We start from the raw sequence: 25,969 nt of genomic DNA on the forward strand, positions 1-25,969 counted from the left end.
GTCGGAGCGGGCTCAGAGGGCCGTGAGCGGCTCGAAGTCGTAGCCGTCGGCGCGCGCGAGGTACAGCCGCTGCTCGGCGTGGTTGCCGTGGAAGCGGACGAGCCCGCGCGGCCCCTCGTACGCGAGCCCGTCGACGGAGCGGTCGGTCGCGGCGACGGCGGCGCTGCCCGCGTGCTCCACGATCGACCGCAGCGCGAGGATCCCCTCGTAGCAGGCCTCGGCCGCCGCGCCCACCGCCGGCGCGTGCAGCCCGTGGTGCGCGGTGTACCGGCCCACGAGGTCGAGGGCCTCGCCCGTCGCGAGGCTGCGGAACCAGCCGCCCGCGGAGTACAGGTTCGCGGTGGCGGCCGCCCCGCTGCCCATGAGCATGTTCTCCTCCATGAGCGTGCTGAGGCGCACCACCCGCTCGTGCAGCCCGCGGCGGGCGAACATCCGGTTGAACCGCACCCCGTTCTGCCCGACCATCAGCAGCAGCACGCCCTCGGCCCCCGAGCGCTCGATCTCGTCGAGCGTGGCCGCGAGCTGCGCGGCGCTCGCCCCCTGCTCCGGGAGGAACCGCACGCCCGCGAACCCGGCGCCGAGCTCGGCGAGCTGCGGCGCCAGCGCCGCGTAGGTGCCGCGGGGCCAGGCGTAGTCGTCCCCGACGACGAACCACCGGCGCGCCCCCACGTCCGACCGCAGGCGCCCGATCGCGGGGAAGAGCTGGGCCGACGGCACCTCGCCCGTGACGTACAGGCCCGGCCGGGTCTCGGCGCCCTCGTACGCCGCCGGGTACACGTACGGGACGCGGCGCTGCACCAGCGGCACGACGGCGTGCCGCACCGCCGACGTGTGCCACCCGGTGAGCCCGTGCAGCCGCCCGGTGTCCAGCGCGGCGCCGAGCCTGCGGCGCAGCTGCGGCAGCGGCTGCCCGGCGTCGAGCAGCTCGGCGCGCACGGGGCGCCCGAGGATGCCGCCCGTGGCGTTGAGCTCCGCGACCGCGAGCTCCGTGACGGCCTGGCACGAGGGGCCGTAGATCCCTCCCGGCCCCTGGAAGTGCAGCAGGACGCCGACGACGAAGTCCGACATGACGTCCCGTCCGCGCGAGGGACCCGTTCGCGGGCCCCGGCCTGTGATGGCCGGTAGTGTACGAGCACCACGGAAGGCGGGTCAGCATGCGGACGGCAGCACGCGCGGGGAGCACCACGACGGACCCGGGCGCGGCCGTGCCCACCGACCTCCGCGCCGACCTCCCGGCCACCCCCGCTGCCGACCTGCGCGAGTCCGTGCTTGCGGGCCGCCGCTCCGCGCGCCGCGCCGCCGAGGTCGTGGCGCACGCCGGCTGCACCGTCGACGAGTGGCTGGTCCTGGACGCGCTCGGCCGCCGGCCGGGGGCAACGATGTCCGAGCTCCGCGCGGCCACCGTCACCGACAAGGCCACGCTCGGGCGCCGCGTCGACGCCCTCGTCACGCGGGCGCTCGTCTACCGCGAGGTGGACGCCTTCGACCGGCGCGTGATCCGGGTCCACCTGTCGTCCCGCGGGCGGGACGTGCTCTCAGGCCTGGACGCGCGGCTGGCGCAGCCAGAGCAGGCCGACGACCCACGCCACCAGTAGCACCCCGGCGAGCACCAGCCCGTACGGCTCGAGGCTGACGGACGCGCCGGGCACGTGGGAGAGCGCCGGCACGTGCTCGGCCGCCACCTGCACCAGCGTGACCCCGCCGATGCCGACCGCGGCCGCCGCCGACACCCCGGTCACCAGCACGTCGTAGCGCAGGCGGCCCCGGCCCGCGGCGCCGGTTCCCGCCTGCGCGTACGCGCGGCGCGCGGCGGAGCCCTGCACGGAGTCGAGCAGCGACATCCCGGCGGCGAACAGGACGGCCAGCGGCAGGGGCGCGTACCAGGGCACCTGCCCGAGCGCGGCCGACGCGGTCATCGCGAGCAGCCCGATCTCCGTGGCCGTGTCGAAGCCCAGCCCGAAGACGAGCCCCACGCCGTACATCCGGCCCGGCCGGTCGGTCGCCCACGAGAAGCGGCGCAGCGCCCACGAGACCGGGCCGCCGGCCTGGTGGTGGTCGTGCGGGTCGTGACCGGCGTCGCCGCCCGCGGCCCGCAGGGCGCGGCGCAGCATCAGCACGTTCACCACGGCGATGGTCAGGAGGAACGTGCCGGACACGACCGGCCCCCACACGCCGGTGAACCGGCGCCACGGCGAGGACTCGTCCTCCAGCGCGGGCGCGAGGGCCTGCACGCCGACGGCGAGCAGCAGCGCGGCCCCCACGACCACCGTCGAGTGCCCGAGCGAGAACCACAGGCCCACGCCGCGGGCGTCGCGCCCCTCCCGCACGAGCCGCCGCGTCGTGTTGTCGATCGTGGCGATGTGGTCGGCGTCGAACGCGTGCCGCAGGCCGAGGCCGTACGCGGTGAGCGCCATGACGAGGGTGACGGCGCCGGCGCCCCCGTCGAGCACGAGGGTGGCGGCGAGGCCGCCGATCCCCACGACGTGCAGGGCGGCGACGACGAGGACGGTGCGGGTCATGCGATCTCCTGACGGGGAACGGCCGGTACCGGGTCAGACCGGTGCAGCGGGCTGAGATGAGCGGAGGACCCGAGCCAGCGGGTCAGGGTGCCGCCGCGCTCCAGGCGCAGCGTGACGGCGCCGTCGGCGCCGGCCGGGAGCGGGCGGGCCTCGTCCGCCGGGTCGAGCGGGTCGTCGCCGGGGTCGTCGCCCCCGCGCAGCTCGGTGAGCGTGTCGATCACGCGCCGCCCGCCGAGCACGCCGGGCACGGGCCGGTCGCCGGCCGCGGTGACCTCCTCGACGAGCAGCGGCCCGTCGTCGTCGTGCGCGGCGCTGCGGAGCACCACGCGGCCGCCGCGCTCACCGTCACGGCCCAGGACCACCGTCTCGCGCAGCGTCAGCCGCGCGCCGGCGCCGAGCGCGGCGACGGTCGAGCGGGTGACGTCGGCCCCCGTGGACACGACGAACGGCAGCCCGTGCCAGGTGAGCCGGCTCCCGGCGCCGAGGCGGACCTCGACGTCCCAGCGGCACGGGACGCCGTCGCCGTCGTAGGCGACCGTGCCGCCGACGTCCGTGAGGGTGAGCGCGCAGCCGTCGCCGACGTGCACGCGGACGGCCACGTGGTCGCCGCCGAGCAGCACGGCGCCGGTCGCGACCAGCGCCACCTCGGCGTGCGTGCCGCCGCGCGCGACGGTCCGCACGGCGAGCAGGTCGTCCCGCGAGCGCACGCGCACCGGCGCGCCGGGCACGGCGCCGCGGTCGACCTCGACGAGCGTGAGCCGCACGTCAGTGCGTGTGGGCGTGCTCATGCGCGTGCTCGTGAGGCGCGTCGCCGTCGCCGTGGCTGTGCAGGACGCCCTCCCCGCCCTCGTCGGCGTGGAAGTGCGGCGCCATCGGGCCCGGGTCCTGGGCCACGTGCACGCCGTCGCGGAACCGGTCCAGGACGCCGAGCAGCCAGGCCCGCAGCGCCGCGACCGACGCCGGGTCGGTGCGCGACAGCGCGACCACGTCGCGGCCCTCCCGGGCGGCCGACGCGTCGGCGACCATCCGCTCGACGTCCACGCCGACGTACGGCGCGAGGTCCGTCTTGTTCACGACGAGGAGGTCGGCGCGGCCGATGCCGGGCCCGCCCTTGCGGGCGACGTCGCCGCCGCCGGCGACGTCGAGCACGAAGATCTGCGCGTCGACGAGGGCGGGGGAGAACGTCGCGGTGAGGTTGTCCCCGCCGGACTCGATGATCACCAGGTCGAGCGGGGAGAAGTCGCGCTCGAGGTCCTCGGCGGCGAGCAGGTTCGCGGTGACGTCGTCGCGGATGGCCGTGTGCGGGCAGGCGCCCGTCTCGACGGCGCGGATGCGCTCGGGGTCCAGCACGCCGGCGGAGCGCAGGAAGCGCGCGTCCTCGTCGGTGTAGATGTCGTTGGTGATGACGCCGATCGCGAGCTCGTCGGCCAGCGCGCGGCACACGGTGGCGATGAGCGACGACTTGCCGACGCCGACGGGGCCGGCGACGCCGAGGCGCAGGGCGCGGGCGGGGTGCACGGGGTAAGTGGTCTCAGGCACGGAACAACCTCTGGGTCGTGAGGGCGTGGGCCTCGGCCCAGCCCTCGGTCAACGGGGCTCCGGAGGCCGGGACGTCCTCCGGGGTGGCGCACGCCGCCACGCGGAGCACGTGCTCCTCCGCGGCGGCGCACGCGTCGAGGACCCACCGCGCCGGGGCGAGGGGGTCCAGCGGCTCGAGCTTCAGCAGGGCCGACGCCGCCGTCTGGGCGTCGTCGTAGACGGTGAGGCGCACCACGTCCTCGGGCGTCAGGCCGGCCGCGGCCGCGACGGCGCCGAGGACGACGGCCCGCGGCAGGGTGCCGGACCGCTGCGCAGGGCCGTGCCGGGCCGGCTGCGCTGCCTCGTAGGTCACGAGGGCGCGCACCGCGACGCTCTGCGGCCACAGCGCGCGGGCGACGCGCAGGTAGCCGCGGCCGAGCAGGCGCGACGCCTCGCGCAGCGCGGGCGACGGCGTGCGGGCGGCCCAGGCGCGCACGACGCCGTCGAGCCGGCCGGCGGTGTCCGGGTCCCCCGGCGCGGCGTCGGCGAGCAGCCGCGCGGCGACGACGGCGGTGCCGGCCTCGACGAGGCCGACCGTCGTCGCCCGCCCGACCATCCACGCCGGCACGTCGGCCGGCGGCATGCCGCCCCGCAGGGCGGGCTCGAGGCTCGCGGAGTGGGCGTGCCCGCCGCCGGGCAGGCGCGCGTCGGCGAGCAGCAGCGCCACCGACAGGGGGTGGGGCGCCGCTCGCGTCGGCGGGGGAGTCGTCGTCGGGTCGTGGGGCACGGGCGCTCAGAACATCGAGTAGAGCTGGGCGAGCGGCAGCCGGACCGCGGGCGCGGGCTCCACGAGGTCGCCGTCCACCCGGATCTCGAACGTGTCGGGACGGATGTCGATGTCCGGCAGCGCGTCGTTGTTCCGCATGTCGGCCTTGGTCAGCCCGCGCGTGGACGCCACGGGGGCGAGGTCCCGGCGCAGGCCGAGGCGGCCCGCCAGGCCGTCCTCGATCGCCGCCGGCGCGACGAACGCCACCGAGGTGTCGGCGCCGATCGCGTCGCCGAAGGCCGGCCGCTGGAGCACGGGCTGCGGGGTGGGGATGGACGCGTTCGGGTCGCCGAGCGCCGCCCACGCGATGACGCCGCCCTTGATCACGACCTCCGGTCGGAACCCGAAGAACCGCGGGTCCCACAGCACGAGGTCGGCCATCTTGCCCGGCTCCACCGAGCCGATGTGCGCGTCCACGCCGTGCGCGACCGCGGGGTTGATCGTGTACTTCGCGACGTACCGGCGGGCGCGCTCGTTGTCGGCCGGCTCGGCGGACGACAGGGGGCCGCGGCGGTGCTTCATCACGTGCGCCACCTGCCAGGTGCGGATGATCACCTCGCCGATGCGGCCCATCGCCTGCGCGTCGGACGACGTGATGGAGATGGCGCCCATGTCGTGCAGCACGTCCTCCGCGGCGATCGTCGTGGCTCGGATGCGCGACTCCGCGAACGCGAGGTCCTCCGGGACGGCCGGGTTGAGGTGGTGGCAGACCATGAGCATGTCGAGGTGCTCGGCCACGGTGTTCACCGTGTGGGGGAGCGTCGGGTTGGTCGAGCCGGGCAGCACGTGCGGCAGGCTCGCGATGGTGAGGATGTCGGGGGCGTGCCCGCCCCCCGCGCCCTCCACGTGGTAGGCGTGGATGCCGCGCCCGTCGATCGCGTCGATCGTGGACTGCACGAAGCCGGCCTCGTTGAGGGAGTCGGAGTGCAGCGCGACCTGCAGGCCCCAGTCGTCGGCCGCCCGCAGCGCGGCGTCGAGGGCCGCGGGCGTGGAGCCCCAGTCCTCGTGCACCTTGTAGCCCGCCGCCCCGGCGAGCGCCTGCTCCTCGAGGGACGCGGCGCTCACGGTGTTCCCCTTGCCCAGCAGCAGCACGTTGAGGGGCAGGTGGTCGAGGGCGCGCAGCACGGACCGCAGGTGCCAGGCGCCCGGCGTCACCGTGGTGGCCTTCGACCCCTCGGACGGGCCGGTGCCGCCCCCGGCGACCGTCGTGATGCCGGTGGCGAGCGCCTCGTGCAGCGCGGACGGCGACAGCAGGTGCACGTGCGGGTCGAAGCCGCCGGCCGTGAGGATCCGGCCCTCGCCCGAGATCACGTCCGTGGACGGTCCGATGACGAGGTCGGGGTGCACGCCGTCGGCGACGTCGGGGTTGCCCGCGCGCCCGACGGCGACGATGCGCCCGTCGCGCAGCCCGACGTCGGCCCGCACCACGCCCCACCAGTCGAGGACGACGGCGCCCGTGATCACGGTGTCGGGCGCGCCCTCGGCGCGGGTCCGCGTGGACTGCGCCATCGACTCCCGGATCGACTTGCCGCCGCCGAAGACGGCCTCCTCGCCGCCGACGCACCGGTCCTCGGTGACCTCGATCCACAGGTCGGTGTCCCCGAGGCGCACCTGGTCGCCGACGGTGGGCCCGTACAGGGCCGCGTAGCGCTCGCGGTCGATCCAGACCATCAGTCCTCCTGCTCCGTGTCCTGCTGGGTCCGGACGGCGCCGAGCGCGCCGCCGTCGTCCTTGCCGCGCTGGATGCCCGGCACGCGGCGCGCCCCGCGGACGGTCACGAGGTCGACCTCCCGGCTCACCCCGGGCTCGAACCGCTGCGACGTGCCGGAAGGCACGTCGAGCCGGAACCCGTGGGCGGCGGCGCGGTCGAACCGCAGCGCGGCGTTCGCGTCGGGCAGGTGCACGTGCGAGCCCACCTGGATCGGGCGGTCCCCGGTGTTCTCGACGACGAGCCGCAGCCGCTCGTGCGGGGGCCGCGCGTTGAGCTCGATGCGGCCGGGGGCGACGCGGACGGCGCCGGGGCCGGTGGACGCGTGTGCGGACACGGTGCCCTCCTGTCAGGTCGGGGTCGTGGTCGGATCAGGGGATCGGGTGGTGCAGGGTGACGAGCTTGCGCCCGTCCGGGAACGTGGCCTCGACCTGGACGTCGGTGAGCAGCTCCGGCACGCCGTCCATCACCTGCTCGCGGGTCAGCACCTCGCGGCCGGTCTGCATGAGCGTCGCGACGTCGGCGCCCTCCCGCGCGCGCTCGATCACCCAGCAGGCGAGCAGCGCGACGGACTCCGGGTGGTTGAGCCGCACGCCGCGCTCGAGGCGGTCGCGCGCCACCATGCCCGCGACGGCGAGCAACAGCTTCTCGGTGTCGGCCGGGGTCAGGTGCACGGGTTCTCCTCGGGTCGGTGGATCACGGCGCCGTCGGTCACAGCGCCATCGCCTCGCGCGCGCCGGCGACGGCGGAAACGCCGCCGCCCGTACCCCGGTGCGTCACGCGGCCCGAGGCGAGCACGGCGTACTCGGCCGCGTGCTCGACGGCGTAGCCGATGTGCTGCTCGACCAGCAGCGCGGAGAGCCCGCCGATGGACGTCAGCGTCGTGATCGCCGCGTAGATCTCGCTCACGACGTTCGGCTGGATGCCCTCGGCCGGCTCGTCGAGCACGAGCAGGCGCGGGCCGGTGACGAGAGCGCGGGCGATGGCCAGCTGCTGGCGCTGCCCCCCGGACAGCAGGCCCGCCTGGCGGCCGAGCAGCTCGCGCAGCGCGGGGAAGAGGTCGAGCGCCTCGTCCGTCCGCCGGCGCCCGGCGGCTCCGTGGGCGTCCGCGACCACCTGCAGGTTCTCCCGCGCGGTGAGCTGGCCGAAGGACTGCTGGCCCTGCGGCACGTACGCGATCCCGGCGCGGACCCGGCGGTGCGTCGGCCACCGGGTGACGTCCTCGCCCGCGAGCCGCACCGTGCCGCCGCGCGCCGGCAGCAGGCCCAGCACGGCCTTGAGGAGCGTCGTCTTGCCCGCGCCGTTGTGGCCGAGGACGGCGGTCAGCGCGCCGTCGGCCACGGCGAGGTCGACGTCGTGCACCACGACCGTGCGGCCGTACCCCGTGCTCACGCCGCTCAGCTCGAGCATCATGCGTCCGCTCCCGTCGTCCCGAGCATCATGCGCCCGCCTCCGTCGTCCCGAGCATCATGCGCCCGCCTCCGTCGTCTCGCTGGTGGCCGTGCCGGCCGGGGTGCCGAGGTAGACCTCGACGACGGCCGGGTCCTGCTGCACCTCGGCGACCGTCCCCTCGGCCAGGACGCGGCCCTGGTGCATGACGGTCACCGAGTCGGCGTAGGAGCGCAGGAACTCCATGTCGTGCTCGACGACCACGACGACGCGCTGCGAGCCGACCCGGCGCAGGAGCTCGCCGGTCTCCTCGCGCTCCGCCTGGGTCATGCCCGCGACGGGCTCGTCGAGCAGCAGCAGGTGCGCGTCCTGCACCAGCAGCATCCCGATCTCGAGCCACTGCTTCTGGCCGTGTGCCAGGACTCCCGCCGGGACGTCGCGCAGGGCCGCCAGGCCGACGGTCTCCATCGCCTGCTCGACGGCCTCGGGCGTGGCCCGGCGCCGGCGCAGCAGCGTGGCGGGACCCCGGCGGGCGCCCGCGGCGATGTCGAGGTTCTGCAGCACGGTGAGCTCCTCGAACACGCTCGCCGTCTGGAACGTGCGGCCCACCCGGGCGCGCGCGACCTTGTGGGTGGCGCGGCCCAGCAGCTCGGTGCCGCCGAACCGGGCCGATCCGGCCGCCGCGCGCACCAGGCCGGTCACCGCGTCGATGAGCGTCGTCTTGCCGGCGCCGTTGGGGCCGATGAGGAACCGCAGGTCGCCCTGCGTGACGGTGAGGTCGACGTCGCGCACGGCGACGAAGCCGCCGAACTCGACCCGCAGCCCGCGCACCTCGAGGTAGTCGTGCCGGAACCGGGCGGTGTCGTCGCCCAGCAGCGCGTCGGCCGCGGCCAGGTCGATCTCGGGGGTGGTCATGCTCGGCTCCCTTCCGGGACGAGGTCGGCGGCGGGGACGGCGTCGTCGGGGGCGTCCTCCCCGGGGCTGTCCTTTCGCGCCGGGCGGCGGCGGCGGCGCAGCGTGGTCACGACCGACGCCAGGCCGCCGGGCAGGAACGCCACGACGAGGACGAACAGGGCGGCCTGCAGGTAGATCCAGCCGGACGGGAACTGCTCGGACATCGTGGTCTGCGCCCAGCTCACGGCGACCGACCCGAGGACGGGGCCGAGCAGGGTGGCGCGACCGCCGATCGCGACCCCGACGAGGAAGCCGATGGACGGCACCACCCCGACGTCGGCGGGGGAGACGATGCCGACGATCGGCACGAAGAGCGCGCCGCCGACGGCGGCCATCACGGCCGCCACCACGTAGACGACGGTCTTGACGACGGCCGGGTCGTAGCCGAGGAACCGCACGCGGTCCTCCTGGTCGCGCACCGCGACCAGGACCTCGCCGAACCGGGAGGTCATGAGCTGCCGGGCGACGGCGACCATGACGAGCAGCACCCCGGCGGCGATCAGGTACAGCATCCGCTGGTTGACGGGGTCGGCGAGGTCGTAGCCGAAGAACGACCGGAACCCGTTCAGCCCGTTGGTGCCGCCCGTCGTCTGCTGCTGGCCGACGAGCAGGATGGCGAACGCGGCCGCGAGCGCCTGCGACAGGATCGCGAAGTACGCCCCGCGCACCCGCCGCGTGAAGACGGCGAAGCCCAGCACCCCGGCGAGCGCCGCCGGCAGCAGCACGATCAGCGCCACCGCCGCCACGGGCGAGCGCAGCGGCTCCCACCAGCCCGGCAGCTCGCCGGTGCCGTACAGCATCATGAAGTCGGGCACGCCGCCGGGGCCGGCGTCGGCCAGCTTGAGGTGCATCGCCATGAGGTAGGCGCCCAGGCCGAAGTACACGCCCTGGCCGAGGGTGAGCAGGCCGCCGCGCCCCCAGGCCAGGCCGATCCCGACGGCGACCATGGCCAGGCAGAGGAACTTGCCCAGCAGGCCGAGGCGGAACGGGCTCAGCAGGACGGGGGCGACGGCGAGCAGCACGACGGCGGCCAGGCCGAACCCGGCCAGGGCGCGGGCGCGCCCCGGCCGGGTCAGCGCGGACAGCCGCCCGGCGACGGAGGTGGTGAGGGTGCTCGTGCTGTTCGTCATGCCAGGCTCCTCGTCCGGACCGAGACCAGGCCCTGGGGTCGTACCTGCAGGAACGCGACGATGACGACGAAGACGAGCACCTTCGCGACGGACGCCGTGGTGGAGTACTCGAAGAAGGCCTGCAGCATGCCGAGCGCGGTGGCCGCGATGACGGTCCCCTTGATCTGCCCGATGCCGCCGGCGACGACCACGAGGAACGCGTCGACGATGTAGCTGGTGCCGAGGGTCGGGCCGATCGAGCCCAGCAGGGTGAGCGCGACGCCCGCGATCCCGGCGAGGCCGGAGCCGATGAAGAACGTCAGGCGGTCCGTGGCCCGCGACGAGATCCCCGACGCCTCGGCGAGGTCGCGGTGCTGCACGACGGCCCGGATGCGGCGTCCGAACGGGGTGGCCCGCATGACGAGGGCCAGCGCGACCACGCACACGACGGCCAGCGCGAGGATGAACAGCCGGGTCTTCGGCAGCGCGAGGCCGCCGACCGTGACCGCGCCCGACAGCCAGCCGGGCGCGGCCACGTCCACGTTGGGGGCGCCGAACACGTCGCGCGCCACCTGCTGCAGCAGCAGCGCGACGCCCCAGGTGACGAGCAGCGTGTCGAGCGGCCGCCGGTACATGCGGTGGATGAGCGTCGCCTCGAGCAGGAGCCCGAGCGCGCCGCCGACGACGAAGCCGAGCGGCAGCGACACGAGCAGGCTCGCGCCGGGGTCGTCGACGAGCCCCTGGATCACGAACGCCGTGTAGGCGCCCGCCATCATGAACTCGCCGTGGGCCATGTTGATCACGCCCATCTGACCGAAGGTCAGGGCGAGGCCCAGGGCCGCGAGCAGCAGCACGGAGCCGAGGCTCAGGCCCGCGAAGAGCTGGGAGAGGAGGGTGTCCATGTCAGTCGCCCGTCAGGACAGGCCCTCGGCCCAGTCGTAGCCGTCGAGGAACGGGTCGGGCTCGATCGGCTCCTCGGAGCTCCACTCGGTGTGGATCAGGCCGTCGTCGCCGATCTTGCCCACGAGGGCGGTCTTGGAGACGTGGTGGTTCTCGCCGTCGACGACGACCGTGCCCTCCGGGGCGTCGAACGTGACGCCGTCCGCGGCCTCCTGGACGTCCGCGACGTCGAAGGAGTCGGCCTTCTCGACCATCGCCTTCCACAGGTACAGGGACGTGTACGCCGCCTCCATCGGGTCGGAGGTCACGCGGTCGTCGCCGTACTCGGCCTTGAACGCCTTGACGAAGGCGTCGTTCTCGGGGCTGTCGACGGTCTCGTAGTAGTTCCAGGCGGTGAGCTGGCCCTCGACGTTGTCCACGCCGATGCCGCCCACCTCCTCCTCGGCGATCGACACGGACAGGACGGGCATGTCGTCCGGCCCGAGGCCCGCGTTCTTGTACTCCTTGAAGAACGCCACGTTGGAGTCGCCGTTGAGCGTGTTGAACACGGCGTCGGCGTCGGCGGCCTTCACCTTGTTGACGATGGTGGAGAAGTCGGTGTGGCCGAGCGGCGCGTACTCCTCGCCGACGACCTCCATGCCGTTCGCCTTCGCGTAGGCGTTGATGATCTTGTTCGCGGTGCGGGGGAAGACGTAGTCCGAGCCGACCAGGAAGAGCGACTTCGCGCCCTGCTCCTTGAGGTAGTCGAGGGCCGGCACGATCTGCTGGTTGGTCGTCGCGCCGGTGTAGAAGATGTTGGGCGACGCCTCGAGGCCCTCGTACTGCACGGGGTAGAACAGCAGCGAGTCGTTCCCCTCGAAGACGGGCAGCATCGCCTTGCGGGACGCCGACGTCCAGCCGCCGAACACGGCGGCGACGCAGTCGCTGGTGATGAGCTTGGTGGCCTTCTCCGCGAAGACGGTGGGCTCGGACTGGCCGTCCTCGGAGACGATGTCGAGCTTCTTGCCCAGCACGCCGCCGCCCGAGTTGATCTCGTCGGCCGCGAGCTGCAGCGAGTCGTGCACGGTCTGCTCGGAGATCGCCATCGTGCCCGACAGGGAGTTGAGGAAGCCGATCTTCACGCTGTCGCCCGACGTGTCGACGCAGCCCAAGGCCGCGGAGGCGGAGGCGTCGCCGCCCGCCGCGTCGACGCGGGCCCCGCACGCGGAGAGGGCCGCGACGGCGAGGACGGCGAGCGAGGCGACGACAGGTCGGGCGGTGCCGGTGCGCGTGGTGCCCGTGCTGCTTCGAGGACGCATGGTGCTCCGTTCGTGGCCGTGGCCCGAGGGCCCGATGAGGTGCGGACGAAACCGGGGCCCGAGAGGAGCCGACTAGGTTCAGATGAACCCAAGTACGGCGACGTGTCGTCGCGGTGAGTTCGGTGTCACCATCGTGTTACGGCTGGTCGGGGCGGTGCGGAGGCCGTCCCCGTGGACGCCTGGCGGGCCCGGCCGTCGCTCGGTGCGATCATGGAGCCATGGCACGCGCGCACGGGGATGGCGATCCCCTCGTCCTCGGGATCGAGACCTCCTGCGACGAGACGGGGGTCGCGCTCGTCCGCGGCGACGAGCTCCTGGTGGACGCCGTCGCCAGCTCGATGGACGAGCACGCCCGCTACGGCGGGATCATCCCGGAGGTCGCGAGCCGCGCCCACCTCGAGGCGATGGTCCCCACGATCTCCCGCGCGCTCGGCGAGGCCGACGTCGACCTGTCGGAGGTGGACGCGATCGCCGTCACCGCGGGCCCGGGGCTCGTCGGGCCGCTGACGATCGGCGCCTCCGCCGCGAAGGCGCTCGCGATCGGGCTGAACAAGCCGCTGTACGGCGTCAACCACATCATCGGGCACGCCGCGGTCAACCAGCTCGTCGACGGGCCGTTCGACGGCCGCACGATGGCGCTCGTGGTCTCGGGCGGGCACAGCACGCTCATGCTGGTCGACGACGTCGCGACCGACGTCACGGAGCTCGGCTCCACCCTCGACGACGCGGCGGGGGAGGCGTTCGACAAGGTCGGCCGCCTGCTCGGCCTGCCGTACCCGGGCGGCCCGCACGTGGACCGGCTCGCGCGCGAGGGCGACCCGGAGGCCATCCGCTTCCCCCGCGGGCTCACCGCGGCCAAGGACCAGGCGAAGCACGCGTACGACTTCTCGTTCTCGGGGCTCAAGACGGCCGTCGCCCGCTGGATCGAGGCCTGCGTCGACGCCGGGCGCGAGGTGCCGGCGGCCGACGTCGCGGCGTCGTTCGCCGCGGCGGTCGCCGACGTGCTCACCGCCAAGACCATCGCCGCGTGCCGCCGGCACGACGTCGACACGCTCGTCGTGGGCGGGGGGTTCTCCGCCAACAGCCAGCTGCGCGACCTGGCGGCGAAGCGCTGCGCGGAGGCGGGCATCGACCTGCGCATCCCGCCCATCCGCTACTGCACCGACAACGGCGCGATGATCGCCGCGCTGGGCTCCGCCGTCGTGCGCGCCGGGGCGGCGCCGTCGAGCTTCGACTTCCCGGTCGACTCGTCGATGCCGATGACGACCATCACCGTCTGAGGCCTGCGGAAAAAGGCCTCGGCGCCGCCGGCACGCGTCGGTAGCGTCGCGACCGTGAACCCCGCGCCGTCGACGATCTACCAGCACCCGCTCGCCTACCTCGTGGGCCTGGAGGGCGTCGCCCTGATGCGCGCCTTCGCCGGCGAGCACGACCGGGCCTTCGTCGAGGCGCGGCTGGCCGACGTCCGGGCGCTGCTCGACGCCGCCGACCGGCTCGGCGAGGGCCGCGACGTGCCGCCGATCACCACGCAGGACGGGTACCGGCACTGGGCGCCCCGCTACGACGGCGGGCCGAACGGCTTCTGGGGCATGGAGGAGCCGCTCGTCCGGCCGCTGATGGAGCGCGCCGAGCCGGTGGTCGTCATCGACGCGGCGTGCGGCACCGGCCGGCACACGGAGTGGCTCGTCGAGCAGGGGCACGAGGTGCTCGCGTTCGACACCTCGCCGGACATGCTCGCGGTCGCCCGCGCCAAGGTGCCCGGCGCCCGGTTCGCCGAGGCCGACCTGCACGACCTGCCGGTGCCCGACGACTCCGCCGACCTGGTGGTCGTCACGCTCGCGCTCAGCCACGTGCGGGACCTCGGGCCCGTGTTCGCCGAGGTCGCCCGCGTCCTGCGCCCGGGCGGTCGCCTCGTCGTCTCCGACACGCGGGGGTACTACGTCGGCTCGCCGCTCTACCCGCTCGTCGAGGGGGCGGACGGCGAGTTCGGGTACATCCCCAACTGGTGGCACGCGACGAGCGAGTACCTGGAGGCGGCCCTGCCCGTCGGCCTGGTGCCGCGGCACTGCCGCGAGCACACCGCCGGTCGCGCGCCCGACCCCGCCGGCGACGGCCTCCCGGGCTTCGACCCCGCCGCGGACCGGGAGGTCGAGGACCCCACCCGGCCCCCGAACATCTGGGAGATGATGCCGTGGGTCGAGGCGGCCGCCGGCGCGGCCTACGCCGGTGCGCCCGTGCTGATCGTGTGGGACTTCGAGAAGGAGTAGTCAGCGCGCCGCGGGCAGCGGCCGGCCCGCGTGCAGCTCGGCGACGAGCGACGCGACCACGGCCTCCAGGGCGTCCTGCCCGCCGCCGTGCGCCCGGGCCACCTCGCGCTGCCGCTGGTACGACGCGCCGCGGCGCACGATCTCGCGCACGCCGTCGAGCTCGGCGGCGCAGCCCAGGCGCTCCGCGACGGGCTCGAGCGTCGTGAGCAGGCGGGGAAGGGCGTCGGTGACGAGCTCCTCCTCGCCGTCCCGGTCGAGGATGATGATCGCGTCGGTGCCGTACCTGGCCGCGCGCCACTTGTTCTCGTGCACGAACCAGGCCGGCATCGTCGGTAGCGCCAGGCCCTCGTCGAGCAGGCCGGACAGGTGCTCCACCAGGCAGTGCACGAGGGCGCCGAGCGCGGCGAGCTCGAAGGTGTTCGACGTGCCGTCGCAGATGCGCACCTCGACGGTGCCGAAGTGCGGGGCGGGCCGCACGTCCCAGCGCACCTCGGTGAAGTCGTCGATGACGCCGGTGTGCAGCATGTCGGCGACGTACCGCTCCAGCTCCGACCAGGCCCCGAACTGGTACGGCAGGCCCGCCGTCGGCAGCTGCTGGAAGATCATGGTCCGCATCGACGCGTAGCCGGTGTCGTCCCCGCCGAAGAACGGCGACGACGCCGAGAGCACCTGCAGGCACGGCAGGTACACCAGCAGTGAGTTGACGATGGGCAGCACCTTGGCGCGGTCCTCGATGCCCACGTGGGCGTGCACGCCGTAGACGATCTGCTGGCGCCCGACGACCTGCGCCCGGTCGACGACGGTGGCGTACCGCTTCTTGTCGGTCACCTTCTGCTGGGACCAGTGCGCGAACGGGTGCGTGCCGGCGCCCATGAGGTCCACCCGCATCGGGCCCGTCGCGTCGTGGATCGCGGCGATCCCGCGCTCGAGGTCGGAGATGGCCTCGGGCACGGTGCGGCGCACGTCGCTGATCACCTCGACGGTGTTGCGCAGGAACTCCGGTTTGACGAAGCGGTGCCGCACGTCGTCCGCGACCGCCTCGATGACCGCGGGCGCCACCTGCCGCAGGTTGCCGGAGTCGGCGTCGACCAGCGCGAGCTCCCACTCGAGGCCGACGCTCGACCGGTCGGAGGCGGCGAATTCCAGCACCATGCGGGCCATGCTTCCACGTCGTTCGTCGGTCGAGCCTGTCGAGACCGGGTTTCGACAGGCTCGACCAGCGGGCTGGGTCGACGGGCTCAGCCGGCGAGGCGCTCGACGACGATCACGTGCTGCCCCCCGCCGACGCGCGTGAGCACGAGGGTGGCCTCCGCGTCGCCCTTCGGCGCGAGCTGCGAGCGCAGCTGCTCCGGCGTGACGGCGGTGCCGCGCTTCTTGATCGTCAGCCGCCCGACGCCGCGCTCGCGCAGGTACGCCTTCAACCGCTTGAGGTTGAACGGCATGACGTCGAGCACGCGGTACCCGGTGGCGACCGGCGCGATGCCCGGCGCCGGGGCCGGCGCCTGCTGGTCGGTCGTGACGTACGCGATGGTGCGGTCGAGCAGCCGCCCGCCGAGCTCCGCCGCGGCGTGCGCCACGAGCCCCGCCCGGATGACCGCGCCGTCCGGCTCGTACAGGTAGGAGCCGACCGGCCCCACGTCGGGGACGAGGTCGGCGTCGCCGTCCGTGCGCAGCGTGCGCGACGACGTGACGCCGCCGCGCGTGGTGAGCACGAGGGCGGACCGCCCGGGTCCGTCGGCCGCCAGCGGCCCGAACCACAGGCCGGCCTCCACGACGTCGCCGTCCACCGAGACCCACTGGGTCTCCGCGTCCTCGGGCAGCCCCTGGTGCGGGATGCCGGGCCCCACCTTGATGCCCAGCGCCGGGACCTGGTCGCGCAGCGCCCAGACGGCGTCCAGCGGGGGAGCGTAGGCGGCGGGGTCGAAGACGCGGCGTCCGCCGCGCGTGCGCCGTGCCGGGTCGGCGTAGACGCCGTCCACGCCCTCGGCCGCGAGGTCGAGCGCGAGCCCGTCGGCGTGCCGCACCTCGGCCTCGGGGAAGTGGCGCAGGTTCACCGTGGCCAGGGCGGCGGTGATCTCGTCGACGTCGGTGGCGAGCACGCGCAGCCCCACGCCCGCGAACGCGAGGGCGTCCGCGCCGATCCCGCTGGTCAGGTCGGCGACCTTCGTGACGCCGGCGGCGAGGTAGCGCCGGGCGTGCAGCGCGGCGACCACGAGCCGCGTGGCCTGCTCCACGCCGTCGGGCGTGAACAGCATCCCGTCCGCGAAGTCGCCGAGCTTGGCGTGCGCCTTGGCCCGCAGCCGCGACTGCGTGAGCGCCGCCGCGGCGAGGTCGGGGTCGACGCCCTCGGCGCGCAGCCGGCTGGCGAGCGCCATGGCCTGCTTCTCGTCGTACGGCGGGAGCGAGTTGAGCAGCGCCCACCCGTCCGGGCTCAGCAGCTTGCTCACGGAGGCGGCGTCCATCGGGCCATCGTCTCAGGCGTCGGGAGGCCCGGAGCGCGACGCCGTGGGCGAACAGAGGAGGGACTGCTGGCACTCGACTTGTCAGAGTGCTAACGCCTGCCTAGATTTGTCGTCAGCGACCGCAGGCTGTTACCGGCTCCCGCGACGACGGCCAGCCCTCGGACGCGACCTGGTCAATCAGCAAGTCCATCCACGCATCGCGAATCAAGGAGGTCCGACGTGTCGGTCCCCATCAAGCCGCTCGAGGACCGGATCGTCGTCAAGGCCATCGAGGCCGAGACCACGACCGCTTCCGGCCTGGTCATCCCGGACACCGCCAAGGAGAAGCCCCAGGAGGGCGAGGTCCTGGCCGTGGGCGAGGGTCGCTTCGACGACAAGGGCAACCGTGTCCCCGTCGACGTGAAGGTCGGTGACAAGGTCATCTACAGCAAGTACGGCGGCACCGAGGTCAAGTACGCCGGCGAGGACTACCTGGTCCTGTCCGCCCGCGACATCCTCGCGGTCGTCGTCGCCTGACGACGTCCGAACAGCAGAAGGCCTCGCACCGTCGTCGGTGCGAGGCCTTCGTGCGTGTCAGCCGGTCTTGCGGGCGCCGCCGGCGAGGATCGCGGACCGCTCGTCCTCGCTGAGGCCGCCCCACACCCCGTAGGGCTCGCGCACCCGGAGCGACTGCTCCCGGCACTGCATCATCACGGGGCAGGCACGGCAGATCGCCTTGGCCGCCTCCGCCCGTCGTCGACGGGTCGACCCGCGCTCACCCTCGGGGTGGAAGAACAGCGTGTCGTCCGCGTCGCGGCACGAACCCTGGTACTGCCATTCCCACAGCTCCATCACCGGGCCGGGGAGCCTCGAGATCTCCGTCATGGCGAACAACCTACAAGTTGTGCAGAAGTTGTTCAAGGTGCGAGTTTGTGACCGGGTTCGATGGTTCAGTGTTCAACTTTACGAGTCTGGATGAACGGGTTCAGTCGCGGGTTGACCGGCTTTGACCTGCGTCTGGGGCATCGATCGCGGCGCGCCCGGCGGCGCAGTGGCGACCCGGGGGTCCTCTCGGCAGAATCAACGCCATGACCTCATCCCGGCCCGCCCCTCACGGGGGCGGGTCTCGCGCGTCGAGCCCGGGCCTCGCCGTCGCCGCGGTCGCCAGGCGCCTGGGTGTGGCCCCGGCGACCCTGCGCACCTGGGACCGCCGCTATGACCTCGGCCCGTCCGCCCGCACCGCGGGATCGCACCGTCGCTACACGCCCGAGGACGTGGCGCGCCTGCTCGTCATGCGCCGGCTCACGCTGGAGGGCGTGGCGCCGGTCGACGCCGCCAAGGCCGCGCTCGCCGCCGGCGTCGAGGAGCTCGAGGAGGCCGCGGAGCGGGGGGTCGCCCCGACGCCCGAGGACTCCGACGAGGACCCGAACCCCGAGGAAGGACGGCGGACGGGGTCCGCGCCCGACGGCGACGCCCCGCGGCCGGGGAGGGCCCACCTGCGCGCGCTGCCCGGCGGCGGCGAGGGCGCGCCCGCGGGCTCCAGCGCCCGGTCCGGCGGGAACGCCTCCGGCCGGGTCTCCGACGTCGTCGACGCCGCGCTGGCGTACGACCAGAACGCCTGCGACGAGCTGCTGGCCCTCCCCGCGCAGGGCGACCCCGCCGCCTGGTGGACCGAGATCGCCGAGCCCGCCTGGCAGCGCGTCGCCCAGCGGACCGTGCTCGCGGGGCCCGGGGCGGCGCCGGAGGTCGTGCTCGCGACCGCCGCGCTGCGCGCCCTGCGCGACTTCACCGAGGCGTTCGAGCGCGCGATGGTGGCCGGGGGCGCTCCGCCGGCCAACCACCCGAGCCGGATGCGCAAGATCGTGCTCATCTTCGCGGCGCCCGACGAGGTCGTGCCGCTGTCGGCGCACGCCCTGGCCGCCGCGCTGACCGCCAAGGGCGCGACGGCGCGGATCGTCACGGGCCCCGCGAGCACGCACCGCTCGCTCGAGCTGGTGACGATGGTGCGGCCGGCCGCCCTCGTGCTCGCCACGGCGCAGCGCCGCCCCGACCTCGACCTCATCCACGCGGTGCACGACGGCTTCGCGGAGCTACCGGTCATCGTCAGCCTGCGCCGCGACGACGCCGCGAGCGAGCTACCGCTGGCCCCGACCGTGCAGCGGGTGCGGTCGTTCACCGCGATGCTGCACGAGGCCCTCGCCGTGGTGACGTGAGCCGGTGACGTGAACAGGCGGCGTGAGCAGGGACGTGAGGTCCGCCACGAGGGGCCGCCGGAGGGCCTCGCGGCCGGAATAAGGCCGCGGCCCAGAACGTAGACTCCTGTCATGACGGACTCGACCTCGCCCGCGCACGACCCGTTCGGATTCCTCGGCCTCACCTACGACGACGTCCTGCTGCTGCCGGGCTACTCGGACCTGGCCCCCTCGGACATCGACACCACCTCGCGCCTCACCCGCGAGATCTCGCTGCGCGTGCCGCTGGTCTCGGCCGCGATGGACACGGTCACCGAGTCGCGGATGGCGATCGCGATGGCGCGCCAGGGCGGCATCGGCGTGCTGCACCGCAACCTCTCGATCGAGGACCAGGCGTACCAGGTGGACCTGGTCAAGCGGACGCAGACCGGCATCATCTCCAACCCGGTGACGATCGGCGCGGACGTCACCCTCGAGGAGCTCGACAAGCGAGCGGGGGAGTACCGCATCTCCGGGTTCCCGGTGGTCGACGCGGGCGGCCGGCTGACCGGCATCGTCACCAACCGCGACCTGCGCTTCACGCCCGTGGCCGAGTGGGCCACGACCAAGGTCTCCGAGGTCATGACGCCGGCCCCGCTCATCACCGGCCCGGCCGGCATCTCGCGCGAGGACGCCACGATGCTGCTGCGCAAGCACAAGCTCGAGCGCCTCCCGCTGGTCGACGACGAGGGCCGCCTGGCGGGCCTCATCACCGTCAAGGACTTCGTCAAGTCCGAGCAGTTCCCGAACGCCTCGAAGGACGGCCAGGGCCGCCTGCTCGTCGGCGCGGCCATCGGCTACTTCGGCGACGCCTGGGAGCGCGCGACCACGCTGGTCGACGCCGGCGTCGACGTGCTCGTCGCGGACACCGCGCACGGCAACGTCCGGATGCTCGTCGAGATGGTCCGCAAGCTCAAGACGGACCCCGCGACCCGCCACGTGCAGGTGATCGGCGGCAACGTCGCGACGAAGGAGGGCGCGCAGTCCTTCGTCGACGCGGGCGCGGACGGCATCAAGGTCGGCGTCGGCCCGGGCTCGATCTGCACGACCCGTATCGTGACCGGCGTCGGCGTGCCGCAGATCACCGCCGTGTACGAGGCGTCGCTGGCCGCGCGCGAGGCCGGGATCCCGGTCATCGCCGACGGCGGCATGCGCCACTCGGGCGAGATCGGCAAGGCGATCGTCGCGGGCGCGGAGGCCGTCATGCTCGGCTCGATGCTGGCGGGCACCGAGGAGGCGCCCGGCGACACGATCCTCGTGCACGGCAAGCAGTACAAGGCGTACCGCGGCATGGGCTCCATGGGCGCCATGTCGTCGCGCGGCAAGAAGTCCTACTCCAAGGACCGCTACTTCCAGGCCGAGGTGACCAGCGACGACATGATCGTGCCGGAGGGCGTGGAGGGGCAGGTGCCGTACAAGGGCACGCTCAACGCCGTGGCCCACCAGCTCGTGGGCGGCCTGCACCAGTCGATGTTCTACGTCGGCGCGCGCACCATCCCGGAGCTCCAGGCCAAGGGCCGCTTCGTGCGCATCACGTCCGCGTCGCTCAAGGAGAGCCACCCGCACGACGTGCAGGTGACGGCCGAGGCGCCGAACTACTCCGGCTTCTGACGGGTCGTCGGTCGAGCCTGTCGAGACCCGGGTCTCGACAGGCTCGACCGACGAGGCTCGAGAGGCGGGTCAGCTCGCCATGACCCGCGCGTGCAGCGCCTGCACGGCGTAGCGGGCCGACCAGAACGCGCCGTGCTGCCAGGCGGAGACCTCGGACATCCAGTCGCCCGCGAAGTACACCCGGCCCGCGCCCTGCTGCAGCAGCTTGAAGCCCGACGACTCGGTGTTCGGGTACGCCCACGCGCCCTCGATGTACGGCACCTTGTGCCAGGCGATCGAGAACGACGACTCCAGCTCGGTGCGGTACTTCTCGCCGTGGATCTTCACGCCCTGCTCGACGGCGCGCCGCTCGCGCTGGCGGGGCGTCATGTCGGCGTAGGTGCGCGCGTTCGTGCCGGTGTTGTAGTAGCCGACCATGAGGCCCTTGCGCTCCCCGTACCCGTACGACGGGTACCAGATGTGCGCCAGGTCCATGTCGGTCTCGGTGATGCCGCCGAAGATGCGGTGGTCGTCCTCCCACCACCGGGACTTGTACTGCAGGCCGATCTTGCCCGCGGGGGAGCCCACCGAGAACTCGCCGAGCGCCGCGTCGACCGCGGAGCCCCAGTTCGTCTCCCACCGGCGCATCAGCCCGGCCGGCGCGGCGACGATCGCGAAGTCCGCCTCGATCTGGCGCGGCCGGCCGTGCCCCGGCGTGTAGGTCACCCGGACCCCGCGGCTCGTGTTCTCCACCGCCGTGACCGGCGAGCCGAAGTGCACGTTCTGCCGGCCGATGGCGCGCACGAAGTACTGGTAGGTCGTGTCCATGCCGCCCTTGGGCTGGAACATGAGCATCGACTGCTCCCAGTTGATCTCGAAGGGGAAGTACTGCCCCACCTTCGAGGCCAGCACCTCCGAGACCGTGCCGGGGCCGGGCAGCGGCGTGCCGTGCTCGTTCCAGGCGGAGGGGTAGGTCGCGAACCCGCGGTTGTCCGCGCCGGCGTAGGTGCCGTCGGCCTGGAGCGAGCCCCAGCTGCGCAGGAAGGAGCGCAGGTTCTCCTTGTCCTCCGCCGTGAGCTTCTGGTCCAGGGCGCCTTGGTCGGTGGCGTAGCTCAGCAGCTCGGAGGTGTAGCCGAAGACGTCCGCCTTGGCGGTGCGGTACCGCACGGGGTTGCCGGGCGTGGCGCCCGACCTCTCGTTGTACAGGTACGCGTCGGCGTTCGCGTTCGTGAAGACCTCGTACGGCACGCCCAGCTCGCGCAGGTAGTCCATCGTGACCATCCACTGCGCGATGCGCCCGGCTCCGGCGTTCATGTAGATGCCGTCGTCGAAGCGCGCGGTCTGGGTGACGCCGTCGATGTCGGTCTCGGAGTCGCCGCCGCGGATCGTCAGGGTGCGGCCGCCGGGCCGGTGCCGCGCCTCGAGCACCGTGACGTGGTACCCCGCCTTCTGCAGCTCGTACGCGGAGGCGAGCCCCGCGGGCCCGGCGCCCACGACGACCACCTTCTTGGCCGAGCGGCCCGTGAGCGTGAAGTCGCTGCCCCGCGGGGGCGTCCAGGCGGCCGCGGTCGGCTGGGCCGCCGCGGTCGGGGCGAGGCCCATCGCGCCCATCGTCGCGAACATGACGCCCGCGCTCGAGCCGACGCCGACGGCCTGGAGGAAGCCGCGGCGGGAGAAACCGGACCGGGGCCCGTCGGTGACCGTGTCATTCACCATCTGGCACTACCTCTCGTGTCGAAAGGTCTGACGGACGGACGCGACGCGGCCCTGGATGCCGGGCGCCGCCGTCAGCACCGCGGCTGACGGTAGGGGCGCCGCGTCACGGGCCGGGGTCGACGGCGTTACCGGTCCGTCGCCCCAGGTCACGGACGTGTTTCCGGCACGACGGGGTCGTTCGGCCGACGGCCCGTGCCGGGCCGCAGGGCCCCGCGCGTCTTCCGTGGTGGACGGTCCTTGACGACGGCCGGCGGATCGAGCAGGGTGATGCAACGTTAGATCGTCGTGGGGAGTCGAGGGTGACGCAGAACGACATGACCCGCCGCGGGTTCCTCCGCCTGGGAGCGCTGACCGCGGCCGGCGCGGGCGTCGCCACCCTGGCGGGGTGCAGCCCGTTCGGCACGGGAGCCAGCGCGGACCCGGGGGCGCTCCGCGTCGCGTGGTACGGCGGCGACCCGGTCCACCAGGCCATGCGTCAGGCGCTCGAGCAGTACGGCTCGACGGCGTCCGCGGTGCGGACCAGCACGCAGCACGCGCCCTTCGCCGACTACTGGGACAAGATCGCCACCCAGACCGCGGCGCGCAACGCTCCCGACGTCATGCGGATGTCGGTCGACTACTTCAGCGCCTACGCCGACCGCGGCGCCCTGCTCGACCTGGGGCCCGCCGTCGCCGACGGCGTCGTGGACGTCAGCGAGATGCGCGACGGCCCCCGGCAGAGCGGCATCCTCGACGGCACCCGCTACGGCGTGGGGCAGAGCTCGATCGTCAACGCCGGGTTCCTCGACCGCGAGGCCGCGGAAGCGGCCGGCGCGTCCGCGCCGCCCGACGGCTGGACCTGGGACGACCTGGCGGACTGGGCCGCCGGGGTGGCCTCCGACAGCGGGGGCCGCGTCCACGGCACCAGCGACCAGGGGGGCCACTTCGAGCTCTTCATCCCGTACGTGCGCCAGCTCGGCACCAACCCGTTCAGCGACGACGGCAGCGACCTGCTCGTCACCGCCGACGCGCTGGAGTCCTGGTGGACCTACTGGGCCGACCTCCGCGCGGCCGGGGGCACGCCCACCGCGGCGCAGACGGCCGGGGTGACCGGGTTCGAGAACTACGCCGTGGTGGCCGGCCAGTCGGTCCTCGACTTCGGCTGGGTGCAGCAGATCACCTTCCTGCAGCCGCTCATGGACTCCGAGCTCGAGCTCGTCCTGCCGCCCGCGACCCACGGCGGGGACCCGGGCTACTACGTCAACAGCGCCGACATGTGGTCCGTCGCGTCGACCACCTCCGCGCCCGAGGCGGCCACCGAGCTCATCGACTTCCTCGTCAACGACGAGCGGGCGGTCCGGGCCCTGGGGGTCACGCTCGGCGTGCCGACGTCCGACCGCGCCGTCGCGCAGCTCGACCTGGAGGCCGGCTCGCCCGCGGCCAGGGCGGTCGCGTTCGTGGACGAGGTCGGCCCGCACGTCGGGGACCCGCCGCCGCCGTGGCCGCGGGCCTTCACGGAGCTGAGCCAGCTGTTCACGAAGACGGCGCAGGACATCGCGTTCGGCTCGGCGTCCCCCGCCCAGGGCACGGAGGCGTTCCTCGAGCAGGCGGCGCGCGCGATGAGCCTGTCCTAGTCACCGGCCACAGAGAGGTCACCCACCATGTCTGCACTCGCGGAGCTGCGCACGCTCCGCCGGCCCGGAGGCCGGCACGAGCGCACCCGGTCGGCGCGGAAGGAGGAACGCGCCGCCTATCTCTTCCTGCTGCCCTGGATCCTCGGTTTCCTGGTCATCACCGCGATCCCGATGCTCGCCTCGCTCGCCCTGTCGTTCACCGACTACAACCTGCTGCAGGCGCCCAGCTGGGTGGGCCTGGAGAACATCACGCGGATGTTCCACGACGCGCGGCTGCACCACTCGCTGTGGGTCACGTTCGTGTACGTCGCCGTCTCCGTGCCGCTGCAGCTCGCCGTCGCGCTCGGCCTCGCCGTGGCGCTGGACAAGGGGCTGCGCGGGCTCGCGTTCTACCGCTCCGTCTACTACCTGCCGTCGCTGCTCGGCGGGTCCGCCGCCGTGGCGATCCTGTGGCGGCAGATGTTCGGGGCGGACGGCCTGGTGAACCAGGTCCTGCAGGCGGTCGGCTGGGCGAACCCGCCGGCCTGGGTCTCCGACCCGTCGACGGCCCTGGGCAGCCTCATCGTCCTGAACGTGTGGACCTTCGGGGCGCCCATGGTGATCTTCCTGGCCGGGCTGCGCCAGGTCCCACGCATGTACTACGAGGCCAGCGCCGTCGACGGCGCGACGCGATGGCGCCAGTTCCGCTCCATCACGGTGCCGCTGCTGTCGCCGATCATCTTCTTCAACCTGGTGCTGCAGATCATCCACGCCTTCCAGGCGTTCACCCAGGCGTTCATCGTCTCCGGCGGCAGCGGCGGTCCGTCCGACTCGACGATGTTCTTCACGCTGTACCTGTACCAGGTCGGCTTCGGCAACTTCCAGATGGGCTACGCCTCCGCGCTCGCGTGGCTCCTGGTGCTCGTCGTCGCCGTCTTCACCGGCATCAACTTCTACCTCTCCAAGTATTGGGTCTTCTACGATGACTGACACGCAGCTGCGCCCCGCCCAGGCAGACGCGGGGCGGGGGAGCGAGAGGCCGCAGGCCTCGGTCCGCACGGCCGACGGGTCGTCCCGCCTGCGACGGTTCGGACGCCATCTCGCGCTCGCGGCGCTGGGGATCGTCATGATCTACCCGCTGCTGTGGATGATCGCGAGCTCCCTGCGCACGGACGACGACATCTTCACGAGCATCGGGCTCTGGGTGCCGCACCCTGACTGGGGCAACTACGCCGAGGGTTGGAACGGCCTGGAGTCCCCGTTCGGCAACTACCTCGTCAACTCCGCGATCATCGCCGTGCTGTGCATCCTCGGGAACCTCGTCGCCGCGACGATGGCCGCCTACGCGTTCGCGCGGCTCCGGTTCCGGTTCAAGCGCACCATGTTCGCCGTCATGCTCCTGACGATCATGCTGCCCATCCACGTCGTGATCGTGCCGCAGTACATCCTGTTCTCGAACCTCGGGTGGCTGAACACCTTCGTCCCGCTCGTGCTCCCGAAGTTCCTCGCGACCGACGCGTTCTTCGTCTTCCTCATGGTGCAGTTCATGCGCGGCATCCCGCGCGAGCTGGACGAGGCGGCGCGGCTCGACGGCTGCGGGTACCTGCGGACCTTCGGGCAGATCATCCTGCCGCTCACGGTCCCGGCGCTGGCGACCACCGCGATCTTCACGTTCATCTGGACCTGGAACGACTTCTTCAGCCAGCTGATCTACCTCACCGAGCCCGTCACCTACTCGGTGCCCGTGGCGCTGCGGTCGTTCATGGACGCGACGTCGGGGACGTCGTGGGGCCCGCTGTTCGCCATGTCCGTCGTGACCCTCGTCCCCGTCTTCCTCGCGTTCCTCCTCGGGCAGCGGTTCCTGGTGCGCGGCATCGCCACGACCGGCGGCAAGTGAAGCCGACGCGCACG

General features: G+C 73.6%; 26 protein-coding genes. 9 read left to right on the plus strand and 17 right to left on the minus strand.

Translation table 11 applies throughout. From position 1 onward, the window contains the following. Positions 1-12 precede the first annotated feature (12 nt). Positions 13-1,068, minus strand: a complete 1,056-nt coding sequence (locus ACQFYA_RS05800; RefSeq protein WP_499122148.1) for a substrate-binding domain-containing protein — start codon at positions 1,066-1,068, stop codon at positions 13-15. An 86-nt stretch (positions 1,069-1,154) separates the two neighbouring features. Here ACQFYA_RS05800 and ACQFYA_RS05805 point away from each other — a divergent pair, with 86 nt between their 5' ends. After that, positions 1,155-1,595, plus strand: a complete 441-nt coding sequence (locus ACQFYA_RS05805) for a MarR family transcriptional regulator (protein ID WP_499122149.1) — start codon at positions 1,155-1,157, stop codon at positions 1,593-1,595. On the opposite strand, the gene ACQFYA_RS05810 is transcribed toward ACQFYA_RS05805, so the two are convergent. From ACQFYA_RS05810 to urtA, 12 genes are read right to left on the minus strand one after another with little or no spacing between them, the layout of a single operon-like run. Beyond that, on the minus strand, positions 1,536-2,519 hold the full coding sequence (locus ACQFYA_RS05810) for a HoxN/HupN/NixA family nickel/cobalt transporter (protein WP_499122151.1): 984 nt from the start codon (positions 2,517-2,519) through the stop codon (positions 1,536-1,538). The two genes, ACQFYA_RS05805 and ACQFYA_RS05810, sit on opposite strands and share 60 nt — an antisense overlap. After that, complete coding sequence (locus ACQFYA_RS05815) at positions 2,516-3,307, minus strand: urease accessory protein UreD (protein ID WP_499122153.1); 792 nt, start codon at positions 3,305-3,307, stop codon at positions 2,516-2,518. The genes ACQFYA_RS05810 and ACQFYA_RS05815 overlap by 4 nt, the downstream gene beginning before the upstream one ends. Beyond that, positions 3,285-4,058, minus strand: coding sequence for an urease accessory protein UreG (gene ureG, locus ACQFYA_RS05820; RefSeq protein WP_499122154.1), 774 nt, complete (start codon positions 4,056-4,058; stop codon positions 3,285-3,287). The genes ACQFYA_RS05815 and ureG overlap by 23 nt, the downstream gene beginning before the upstream one ends. Then, positions 4,051-4,824 (minus strand): urease accessory protein UreF, encoded by a 774-nt coding sequence (locus tag ACQFYA_RS05825; protein ID WP_499122155.1) that lies wholly within the window; start codon positions 4,822-4,824, stop codon positions 4,051-4,053. The genes ureG and ACQFYA_RS05825 overlap by 8 nt, the downstream gene beginning before the upstream one ends. A 6-nt stretch (positions 4,825-4,830) precedes the next feature. Then, entirely contained in the window at positions 4,831-6,534 is a 1,704-nt protein-coding gene (locus tag ACQFYA_RS05830; protein ID WP_499122156.1) for an urease subunit alpha, read from the minus strand. Next, positions 6,534-6,908 (minus strand): urease subunit beta, encoded by a 375-nt coding sequence (gene ureB / locus ACQFYA_RS05835; protein WP_499122158.1) that lies wholly within the window; start codon positions 6,906-6,908, stop codon positions 6,534-6,536. Before ureB ends, ACQFYA_RS05830 begins: the two co-directional genes overlap by 1 nt. A 34-nt stretch (positions 6,909-6,942) precedes the next feature. Next, positions 6,943-7,245, minus strand: a complete 303-nt coding sequence (locus tag ACQFYA_RS05840) for an urease subunit gamma (RefSeq protein ID WP_499122160.1) — start codon at positions 7,243-7,245, stop codon at positions 6,943-6,945. 37 nt (positions 7,246-7,282) lie between these two features. Further along, the gene (locus ACQFYA_RS05845; protein WP_499122161.1) at positions 7,283-7,984 is read right to left on the minus strand and encodes an ATP-binding cassette domain-containing protein; all 702 of its coding nucleotides are present in this window, start codon (positions 7,982-7,984) and stop codon (positions 7,283-7,285) included. A gap of 54 nt (positions 7,985-8,038) precedes the next feature. Beyond that, positions 8,039-8,875: an urea ABC transporter ATP-binding protein UrtD gene (urtD, locus tag ACQFYA_RS05850; protein WP_499122162.1), complete on the minus strand. Its 837-nt coding sequence runs from the start codon at positions 8,873-8,875 to the stop codon at positions 8,039-8,041. Then, positions 8,872-10,044, minus strand: a complete 1,173-nt coding sequence (urtC, locus tag ACQFYA_RS05855; protein WP_499122163.1) for an urea ABC transporter permease subunit UrtC — start codon at positions 10,042-10,044, stop codon at positions 8,872-8,874. Before urtC ends, urtD begins: the two co-directional genes overlap by 4 nt. After that, complete coding sequence (urtB, locus tag ACQFYA_RS05860; protein ID WP_499122164.1) at positions 10,041-10,925, minus strand: urea ABC transporter permease subunit UrtB; 885 nt, start codon at positions 10,923-10,925, stop codon at positions 10,041-10,043. Before urtB ends, urtC begins: the two co-directional genes overlap by 4 nt. Positions 10,926-10,937: 12 nt before the next feature. Next, positions 10,938-12,221, minus strand: a complete 1,284-nt coding sequence (gene urtA / locus ACQFYA_RS05865) for an urea ABC transporter substrate-binding protein (RefSeq protein ID WP_499122166.1) — start codon at positions 12,219-12,221, stop codon at positions 10,938-10,940. A 218-nt stretch (positions 12,222-12,439) separates the two neighbouring features. Between urtA and tsaD the strand changes: the two genes are divergently transcribed. Further along, entirely contained in the window at positions 12,440-13,501 is a 1,062-nt protein-coding gene (tsaD, locus tag ACQFYA_RS05870; RefSeq protein ID WP_499122168.1) for a tRNA (adenosine(37)-N6)-threonylcarbamoyltransferase complex transferase subunit TsaD, read from the plus strand. A gap of 54 nt (positions 13,502-13,555) precedes the next feature. Continuing rightward, positions 13,556-14,488 carry a class I SAM-dependent methyltransferase gene (locus ACQFYA_RS05875; RefSeq protein ID WP_499122169.1) on the plus strand — a complete coding sequence of 311 codons (933 nt, stop codon included), beginning with the start codon at positions 13,556-13,558 and terminating at the stop codon, positions 14,486-14,488. Here the strand turns inward: ACQFYA_RS05875 and ACQFYA_RS05880 are convergent, their stop codons facing one another. Then, positions 14,489-15,640 (minus strand): glutamate--cysteine ligase, encoded by a 1,152-nt coding sequence (locus tag ACQFYA_RS05880; protein WP_499122170.1) that lies wholly within the window; start codon positions 15,638-15,640, stop codon positions 14,489-14,491. Between the two features lie 86 nt (positions 15,641-15,726). Then, complete coding sequence (locus ACQFYA_RS05885) at positions 15,727-16,950, minus strand: class I SAM-dependent methyltransferase (protein ID WP_499122172.1); 1,224 nt, start codon at positions 16,948-16,950, stop codon at positions 15,727-15,729. A 219-nt stretch (positions 16,951-17,169) separates the two neighbouring features. On the opposite strand from ACQFYA_RS05885, the gene groES reads away from it, so the two are divergent. Then, positions 17,170-17,466 (plus strand): co-chaperone GroES, encoded by a 297-nt coding sequence (gene groES, locus ACQFYA_RS05890; RefSeq protein ID WP_079572552.1) that lies wholly within the window; start codon positions 17,170-17,172, stop codon positions 17,464-17,466. A 57-nt stretch (positions 17,467-17,523) separates the two neighbouring features. On the opposite strand, the gene ACQFYA_RS05895 is transcribed toward groES, so the two are convergent. Then, the gene (locus ACQFYA_RS05895; RefSeq protein ID WP_429764681.1) at positions 17,524-17,814 is read right to left on the minus strand and encodes a WhiB family transcriptional regulator; all 291 of its coding nucleotides are present in this window, start codon (positions 17,812-17,814) and stop codon (positions 17,524-17,526) included. A 203-nt stretch (positions 17,815-18,017) separates the two neighbouring features. Here ACQFYA_RS05895 and ACQFYA_RS05900 point away from each other — a divergent pair, with 203 nt between their 5' ends. Beyond that, positions 18,018-19,142 (plus strand): MerR family transcriptional regulator, encoded by a 1,125-nt coding sequence (locus tag ACQFYA_RS05900; protein ID WP_499122174.1) that lies wholly within the window; start codon positions 18,018-18,020, stop codon positions 19,140-19,142. A 111-nt stretch (positions 19,143-19,253) separates the two neighbouring features. Then, positions 19,254-20,771 carry an IMP dehydrogenase gene (gene guaB, locus ACQFYA_RS05905; protein ID WP_499122175.1) on the plus strand — a complete coding sequence of 506 codons (1,518 nt, stop codon included), beginning with the start codon at positions 19,254-19,256 and terminating at the stop codon, positions 20,769-20,771. Between the two features lie 69 nt (positions 20,772-20,840). On the opposite strand, the gene ACQFYA_RS05910 is transcribed toward guaB, so the two are convergent. Continuing rightward, positions 20,841-22,466, minus strand: a complete 1,626-nt coding sequence (locus ACQFYA_RS05910; protein ID WP_499122176.1) for a flavin monoamine oxidase family protein — start codon at positions 22,464-22,466, stop codon at positions 20,841-20,843. Between the two features lie 299 nt (positions 22,467-22,765). Between ACQFYA_RS05910 and ACQFYA_RS05915 the strand changes: the two genes are divergently transcribed. The 3 genes from ACQFYA_RS05915 to ACQFYA_RS05925 are packed head-to-tail and all read left to right on the plus strand — an operon-like array spanning position 22,766 to position 25,955. After that, on the plus strand, positions 22,766-24,079 hold the full coding sequence (locus tag ACQFYA_RS05915; protein WP_499122178.1) for an ABC transporter substrate-binding protein: 1,314 nt from the start codon (positions 22,766-22,768) through the stop codon (positions 24,077-24,079). Between the two features lie 27 nt (positions 24,080-24,106). Continuing rightward, positions 24,107-25,048 (plus strand): carbohydrate ABC transporter permease, encoded by a 942-nt coding sequence (locus tag ACQFYA_RS05920; RefSeq protein WP_499122180.1) that lies wholly within the window; start codon positions 24,107-24,109, stop codon positions 25,046-25,048. After that, entirely contained in the window at positions 25,041-25,955 is a 915-nt protein-coding gene (locus ACQFYA_RS05925) for a carbohydrate ABC transporter permease (protein ID WP_499122182.1), read from the plus strand. The genes ACQFYA_RS05920 and ACQFYA_RS05925 overlap by 8 nt, the downstream gene beginning before the upstream one ends. Positions 25,956-25,969: the final 14 nt, after the last annotated feature.

This window comes from Promicromonospora sp. Marseille-Q5078 (assembly GCF_050315395.1).
In the GTDB taxonomy this organism is placed as follows: Bacteria; Actinomycetota; Actinomycetes; order Actinomycetales; family Cellulomonadaceae; genus Isoptericola.

Coding starts and splice junctions, on each gene's coding strand:
- ACQFYA_RS05830 (WP_499122156.1), bottom strand. CDS start 6,534: ATGGTCTGGATCGACCGCGAGCGCTACGCGGCCCTGTACGGGCCCACC.
- ACQFYA_RS05880 (WP_499122170.1), bottom strand. CDS start 15,640: ATGGTGCTGGAATTCGCCGCCTCCGACCGGTCGAGCGTCGGCCTCGAG.
- urtC (WP_499122163.1), bottom strand. CDS start 10,044: ATGACGAACAGCACGAGCACCCTCACCACCTCCGTCGCCGGGCGGCTG.
- ACQFYA_RS05925 (WP_499122182.1), top strand. CDS start 25,041: ATGACTGACACGCAGCTGCGCCCCGCCCAGGCAGACGCGGGGCGGGGG.
- ACQFYA_RS05815 (WP_499122153.1), bottom strand. CDS start 3,307: ATGAGCACGCCCACACGCACTGACGTGCGGCTCACGCTCGTCGAGGTC.
- ACQFYA_RS05910 (WP_499122176.1), bottom strand. CDS start 22,466: ATGGTGAATGACACGGTCACCGACGGGCCCCGGTCCGGTTTCTCCCGC.
- ACQFYA_RS05895 (WP_429764681.1), bottom strand. CDS start 17,814: ATGACGGAGATCTCGAGGCTCCCCGGCCCGGTGATGGAGCTGTGGGAA.
- ACQFYA_RS05900 (WP_499122174.1), top strand. CDS start 18,018: ATGACCTCATCCCGGCCCGCCCCTCACGGGGGCGGGTCTCGCGCGTCG.
- ACQFYA_RS05845 (WP_499122161.1), bottom strand. CDS start 7,984: ATGATGCTCGAGCTGAGCGGCGTGAGCACGGGGTACGGCCGCACGGTC.
- ACQFYA_RS05805 (WP_499122149.1), top strand. CDS start 1,155: ATGCGGACGGCAGCACGCGCGGGGAGCACCACGACGGACCCGGGCGCG.
- ACQFYA_RS05800 (WP_499122148.1), bottom strand. CDS start 1,068: ATGTCGGACTTCGTCGTCGGCGTCCTGCTGCACTTCCAGGGGCCGGGA.
- ACQFYA_RS05885 (WP_499122172.1), bottom strand. CDS start 16,950: ATGGACGCCGCCTCCGTGAGCAAGCTGCTGAGCCCGGACGGGTGGGCG.
- urtD (WP_499122162.1), bottom strand. CDS start 8,875: ATGACCACCCCCGAGATCGACCTGGCCGCGGCCGACGCGCTGCTGGGC.
- tsaD (WP_499122168.1), top strand. CDS start 12,440: ATGGCACGCGCGCACGGGGATGGCGATCCCCTCGTCCTCGGGATCGAG.
- ACQFYA_RS05920 (WP_499122180.1), top strand. CDS start 24,107: ATGTCTGCACTCGCGGAGCTGCGCACGCTCCGCCGGCCCGGAGGCCGG.
- ACQFYA_RS05810 (WP_499122151.1), bottom strand. CDS start 2,519: ATGACCCGCACCGTCCTCGTCGTCGCCGCCCTGCACGTCGTGGGGATC.
- urtB (WP_499122164.1), bottom strand. CDS start 10,925: ATGGACACCCTCCTCTCCCAGCTCTTCGCGGGCCTGAGCCTCGGCTCC.
- urtA (WP_499122166.1), bottom strand. CDS start 12,221: ATGCGTCCTCGAAGCAGCACGGGCACCACGCGCACCGGCACCGCCCGA.
- guaB (WP_499122175.1), top strand. CDS start 19,254: ATGACGGACTCGACCTCGCCCGCGCACGACCCGTTCGGATTCCTCGGC.